This is a genomic window from Nocardia sp. NPDC003345 (assembly GCF_053589395.1).
This window is the reverse complement of record NZ_JBSFRU010000370.1, coordinates 1-5,949: the sequence shown is the minus strand read 5'-3', so window position 1 is coordinate 5,949 and position 5,949 is coordinate 1. Positions and strand designations below refer to the sequence as shown.

The following is a 5,949-nucleotide window of genomic DNA, read 5'->3' as shown; positions in this document are numbered from 1 at the left end:
GGATACCTTCCGGTCGACGGGCAAATACCGCGCCCGCCCGGGTAGCGGCATCTACCGACCGACCCGGAGAAGAAGTCGTGGTTCTCGTCGGCGTTGGGGGACAGGGCCGAGAGGATGGCCGGGTTGACCTCGGTCTCGTCCTTGGGGAACAGGCCCTCGTAACCCAGGTTCATCAGCGCCTTGTTGGCGTTGTAGCGGAGGAACTTCTTGACGTCCTCGGTGAGGCCGACCTCGTCGTAGAGGTCCTGGGTGTAGTCGACCTCGTTGTCGTAGAGCTCGAACAGCAACTCGAAGGTGTAGTTCTTCAGCTCGTCGCGTTCGGCCTGGGTGACCTGCTCGAGGCCGCGCTGGTACTTGTAGCCGATGTAGTAGCCGTGCACGGCCTCGTCGCGGATGATCAGGCGGATCATATCGGCGGTGTTGGTGAGCTTGGCGCGCGAGGACCAGTGCATCGGCAGGTAGAAGCCGGAGTAGAACAGGAAGCTCTCCAGCAGGGTGGAGGCCACCTTGCGCTTGAGGGGGTCGTCGCCGCGGTAGTACTCCAGCACGATCTCGGCCTTGCGCTGCAGGTTGCGGTTCTCCTCCGACCAGCGGAATGCGTCGTCGATCTCGCGGGTGGAGCACAGGGTGGAGAAGATGGAGCTGTAGCTCTTGGCGTGCACCGACTCCATGAAGGCGATATTGGTGAGCACCGCTTCTTCGTGCGGGGTGAGCGCGTCGGGGATCAGGCTGACCGCGCCGACGGTGCCCTGGATCGTGTCGAGCAGGGTGAGGCCGGTGAACACCCGCATGGTGAGCTGCTTCTCGTCGGGGGTCAGCGTCGCCCAGGACGGGATGTCGTTGGACACCGGGACCTTCTCCGGCAGCCAGAAGTTACCGGTGAGCCGGTCCCAGACCTCGGCGTCCTTTTCGTCGGGCACCCGATTCCAATTGATGGCCGATACCCGATCGATGAGCTTCATCCTGCCTCCACACCCTTCCCGACGACTTGGACTCGTAACACTACCCCTTGGGGGTGAGATCATCGAGCAGTCCCACAGGTTGTGTCTGCGCGCGTCGAACCCGCTGCGGAAAACGGGTTTTCGGCGGACGGGACCGCAGGCGCCGAGCGTACTTCAGTCGTCGTGCGGGGGTGTGCGGTGGTGGGTGTGCTCGTCGCGGGTCGAGCGGGAGCCACGGTCGCGTGGGGAGCGGGATCCGTAGTCGCCGGCGGAGAACGGCGACATGGCCAGACCGAACGCCAGGCCGAACCCGATACCGAGGCCGACGCCCACGGCGAGGTTGTTCAGAACCACCAGGCCGAGCGGGATCCCGATCGCCAATCCGATGACGATCCCGATACTCAGCCGGTATCCGAGTGAGCGATCACCCTCGACTTTGTCGCCCATACCGATCACGGTACCGGCGAAATAGGCTTTTACCTGGGGTTATAGGTCTCGGAATGGTTGACTTCCGGTTGCGAGACGGCGTGCGCTGGACGCCGCGGCGGCCACGGACGGCGGTTGGCCGGTTACCCGGTGGGTGGCGGACCGCCGGGTCCGCCCCCGCCCGGCGGTGGTCCGGGAGGTGTGCCGCCCGGACCACCGGGCGGCGCTCCGCCGGGACCGCCGCCGTCCTGGTTCTCGGATTTCTCGGCGACCCCGATGGTCAGCGAGATATCCATACCAGACTGGGCGCTGCCGGTGACGGTGGCCATTTCCGCGTCCCAGCCGTCGCCGAAGACGTTATCGGTGGCGAGGGTGACATCGGCGAGGTTGCCGAGACTGCGCGCGTAGCCGGGGTCGGCGTTGAACACCTGTTCGCAGACATCCTGGGGGAGTGCGATCTGGGAGGTGAGGCGGGCGTTCTCGCCGGCGACCGCGACCTCGAGGCTGTCGTAGACCTCGAAGTGGATATGCGGCCAGCGGCCGGAATAGCAGGCCGGGAAGATCGAGGTGAAACTCACCAGCCCCGAGTCGTCGGCTACCTGCACCCCGCGCAGGTAGTTCTGGTCGGTGATGCCCTCGCCGTACAGCGAGTACTCGCCGTCGCGATCGCAATGCCACAGGTAGAGCGCCATTCCCGTACCGGCGGCGCCCTCGCGGGCGAGATCCTGCAGGGTGAGCCGGATGGTTACCGGCACACCCTCGGCCTTCCCCGAAAAGGGACCGAAACTGCCGGTGATATCGGAGCGCACCACACCGGATTCGATGAGCACATTGGGGCCGTTGGACCCGTCACCGGGATAGGGGCCGGCGGTTTCCTGCGGGGCGGCGGTGACCGTCTGCACGGTGCTCGAGGCGGCCGAGGTGGCGGCCGACCCGCCGGAATCCCCGCCGGTCGAGCAGGCCGCCGCCACCGAGGCGGTCCCCGCGGCGCCCAATAGCCACAGGGCTCGGCGCCGGGAGAACATCACCGACATATCGTGGGCCAGCCCCAGATCGTGTTCGTGCCGTTCCCCGGCCGGCTGTGATCGACGTTTCCGCACGTTGCGCACCTCTTTCGACGGATGGTGACTCCGACGGTAGGAACGCCGCCCGGCAGCCACCTGGATCCGGGCTGCGAGTCCGCTGTGAGCGCCGGCGGCAGATGGCCATCGTAGGACGGTGCGGGAATGGCGCCGGGGATTGCCGGCGCCGCGGCGGCGTCAGTCCATGACGTAGGCGTTGAGCGTGTCGCGGATATCGCCGAGGACGGTACGCGCGGAGGTCAGGCCCGTGGTGTGCCAGAGCGCGTCGTCGAGTACGAACATCCGGTTGTCGGCGACGGCGCCGAGTTTCTCCCACGGCTCCGACCGCATCACCGATTCGCCGTGCTCCTGGCCCTGCGGGCCGTCGAACATGACATAGATCAGATCGCCCTCGGCCACGACCGGATCGGATTCGTCCACCGGCCCGGAAGTCTCGCGCTGGGCGGTCGGTCGGCCCGCGCCGGTATCGGCCATGACCTGCGCCGCGAAGGTCTCGCTGCCCAGGAACCGGGTGCCGTCGGCGGAGAAACGCACGATGGACGCCTGGGTGAGCCGGGCGTTGATGGTGTCGCCGGTCTCGGCGGCCTCGGTGTCGTAGGCGCGCAGCGCCGCCTCACCTGCCGCGGTCCGGCCCAGCGCCCCCGCGAATCCGGCGAACTGATCCCGCCAGTTACGCCCCTGGCCGACCATGACCGTCGGGGCGATCTCGTTCAGTGCCTCGTAACCGGCCCGTCCCGCGGGTGCGGTACCGATGATGAGGTCGGGGTCCAACTGCGCGATGAGCGCCGGATCGGGATCGGCCTCGGGGCCGACACCGGGAATCTCGAGAACCCCGTATCCCAGGTAACCGGGCTGCGGAGCGGGTCCCGCGACGGTGGTCGCACCGACAACGCGCTCCCACAGGCCGACCGCGCAGGTGGCGTCGAGGGCGGAGGTGCCCAGCACCACGATCCGCCGCGGATCGGCGGGCACCCGTGACTCCCCGGACTCGTGCCGCACCGTGCGGGTGGGACCGGGCGCCGGATCCGGCGCGGTGGGAAGCGAACAGGCCTGCGTGGTGTCACGTTCGATCCCGACCACACCCGCGCCGGCGATATTCGTGGTGGTGCGGATGATCGACGCCGAATCGTCGGGATGACTCGCGCATGCCGAGACCACCAAGGCGCAGCTGCCGAGCGCGGCCGCCGTCCACCGGCGGGCACGGCCACCACGCGAGGCGATCCGGGAACTGCGCGCGGCGGGGGTCTGGACAGCGGGGCTCACCGGCATGCCGGGAAGGGTACATGCTGTGACATGGCGCCGCCTCCGGCGTCGCGGGTTCGGGGCCCCTTTGGTCTCGTTCTTCACTCCGCCGCTCCTCCGCTTCGCTCCCCCGCTCTGTCGCTCCAGAACGAGACGGGCCCCGAACCGTGGATGTGCACAGTCAGGGGGGATTTGCGGCGCCGGATTCGGCGGGTCGGTCGCGCGACGTACCGGCGAGCTGGTGTTGTGGGCAGCAGCGGGGCTGTAGTACGACACAGAGTAGGACCCGTTCGCCCCGCTCCGAAGGGAAGGTTTACGATTCGAGAAGCGCACAGCTAACCGTTGGCCGTCTCGTGCACCGGGGCGGCGGGCAAACAGTGGAGCCTGCGGAGCGACCCTAAAGGCACCTTCAGGAGGAACAGTGACTGCCGTAGAGCCCAAACCAGTCCCTCAGGGGCTGGAAGCGACTCGGCCATTTCCGGCGCGAACAGGGCCGAAGGGGTCGTTCATCTACAAGATGGTGACCACCACGGACCCGAAGGTCCTGGGTGTCATGTACTTGACCACCTCGATGGCGTTCTTCCTCATCGGCGGCCTGATGGCCCTGATGATGCGCGGTGAGCTCGCCCGCCCGGGTCTGCAGTTCCTCTCGCCCGAGCAGTTCAACCAGCTGTTCACCATGCACGGCACGATCATGCTGCTCTTCTACGCGACCGCGATCGTGTTCGGCTTCGCCAACATCATCCTGCCGCTGCAGATCGGCGCACCCGACGTCGCCTTCCCGCGACTGAACGCCTTCAGCTACTGGCTGTACGCGTTCGGCGCCACCATGGCGACCGCGGGCTTCATCACCCCGGGCGGCGCCGCGGACTTCGGCTGGACGGCGTACGTGCCGCTCACCGATATCCTGCACTCGCCGGGTGTCGGCACCGACCTGTGGATCATGGGCCTGGCCGTCTCCGGCCTGGGCACCATCCTCGGTGGTGTCAACATGCTGACGACCGTGGTCTGCCTGCGCGCTCCGGGCATGACCATGTTCCGGATGCCGATCTTCACCTGGAACATCGCCGTCACCAGCGTGCTCGTGCTGCTGGCCTTCCCGCTGCTGACCGCCGCCCTGATGGGTCTGGCCTACGACCGCCACCTCGGTGGCCACATCTACGATCCCGGCACCGGCGGCATCCTGCTCTACCAGCACCTGTTCTGGTTCTTCGGGCATCCCGAGGTGTACATCATCGCGCTGCCGTTCTTCGGCATCGTCTCCGAGGTCTTCCCGGTGTTCAGCCGTAAACCGATCTTCGGCTACACCACCCTGGTCTACGCGACCCTCGGTATCGCCGCCCTGTCCATCGCGGTGTGGGCGCACCATATGTACGCCACCGGCGCCGTGCTGCTGCCGTACTTCTCGTTCATGACCTTCCTGATCGCGGTCCCGACCGGTGTGAAGTTCTTCAACTGGATCGGCACCATGTGGAAGGGGCAATTGACCTTCGAATCACCGATGCTGTTCTCGGTGGGCTTCCTCGTGACATTCCTCTTCGGCGGTCTGTCCGGTGTCATCCTGGCCAGCCCGCCGCTGGACTTCCACGTCACCGACTCCTACTTCGTGGTCGCGCACTTCCACTACGTGCTCTTCGGCACCATCGTGTTCGCCACCTACGCCGGTATCTACTTCTGGTTCCCGAAGATGACCGGCCGCATGCTCGACGAACGCCTCGCGAAATGGCACTTCTGGACCACGTTCCTGGGCTTCCACCTCACCTTCCTGGTGCAGCACTGGCTGGGCGCCGAAGGTATGCCCCGCCGCTACGCCGACTACCAGGCCGGTGACGGTTTCACCACGCTGAACACCATCTCCACCATCGGCGCCTTCGTCCTGGGCGCGTCGATGCTGCCGTTCCTGTGGAACGTCTTCAAGAGCTACCGCTACGGCGAAGTGGTGACGGTGGACGACCCGTGGGGTTACGGCAACTCGCTGGAATGGGCCACCACCTGCCCGCCGCCGCGGCACAACTTCTACGAACTGCCGCGGATCCGCTCCGAACGTCCGGCCTTCGAACTGCACTACCCGCATATGGTCGACCGGATGCGCAAGGAAGCCCATGTGGGCTTCAGCGGTGGGGCGAAGCACCACGCCGACGAAGCCCTGGCGAAGCAGTAATTTTGGAGCGGCTCCGCCGCTCGAGGTTCGGGCTGTGATTTTGGAGCGGCTCCGCCGCTCGAGGTTCGGCCCTCCTGAGCGTCGGCTGTCCGGCCTC

The 5,949-nt window shown here is 66.8% G+C and carries 5 protein-coding genes; 1 reads left to right on the top strand and 4 read right to left on the bottom strand.

The genetic code is table 11. The features are described from left to right. From nrdF to ACWDU1_RS28225, 4 genes are all read right to left on the bottom strand, one after another. The coding region (nrdF, locus tag ACWDU1_RS28240) for a class 1b ribonucleoside-diphosphate reductase subunit beta (RefSeq protein WP_450003072.1) at nucleotides 1-962 on the bottom strand (962 nt) is incomplete at its 3' end. Between the two features lie 153 nt (nucleotides 963-1,115). Continuing rightward, nucleotides 1,116-1,388 (bottom strand): hypothetical protein, encoded by a 273-nt coding sequence (locus ACWDU1_RS28235; RefSeq protein WP_450003070.1) that lies wholly within the window; start codon nucleotides 1,386-1,388, stop codon nucleotides 1,116-1,118. 122 nt (nucleotides 1,389-1,510) lie between these two features. Beyond that, nucleotides 1,511-2,401 (bottom strand): dioxygenase, encoded by an 891-nt coding sequence (locus tag ACWDU1_RS28230; RefSeq protein ID WP_450003074.1) that lies wholly within the window; start codon nucleotides 2,399-2,401, stop codon nucleotides 1,511-1,513. 225 nt (nucleotides 2,402-2,626) lie between these two features. Further along, entirely contained in the window at nucleotides 2,627-3,718 is a 1,092-nt protein-coding gene (locus ACWDU1_RS28225; protein ID WP_450003068.1) for an ABC transporter substrate-binding protein, read from the bottom strand. Nucleotides 3,719-4,112: 394 nt separating this feature from the next. Here ACWDU1_RS28225 and ctaD point away from each other — a divergent pair, with 394 nt between their 5' ends. Continuing rightward, the gene (gene ctaD, locus ACWDU1_RS28220; protein ID WP_450003067.1) at nucleotides 4,113-5,852 is read left to right on the top strand and encodes an aa3-type cytochrome oxidase subunit I; all 1,740 of its coding nucleotides are present in this window, start codon (nucleotides 4,113-4,115) and stop codon (nucleotides 5,850-5,852) included. Nucleotides 5,853-5,949: the final 97 nt, after the last annotated feature.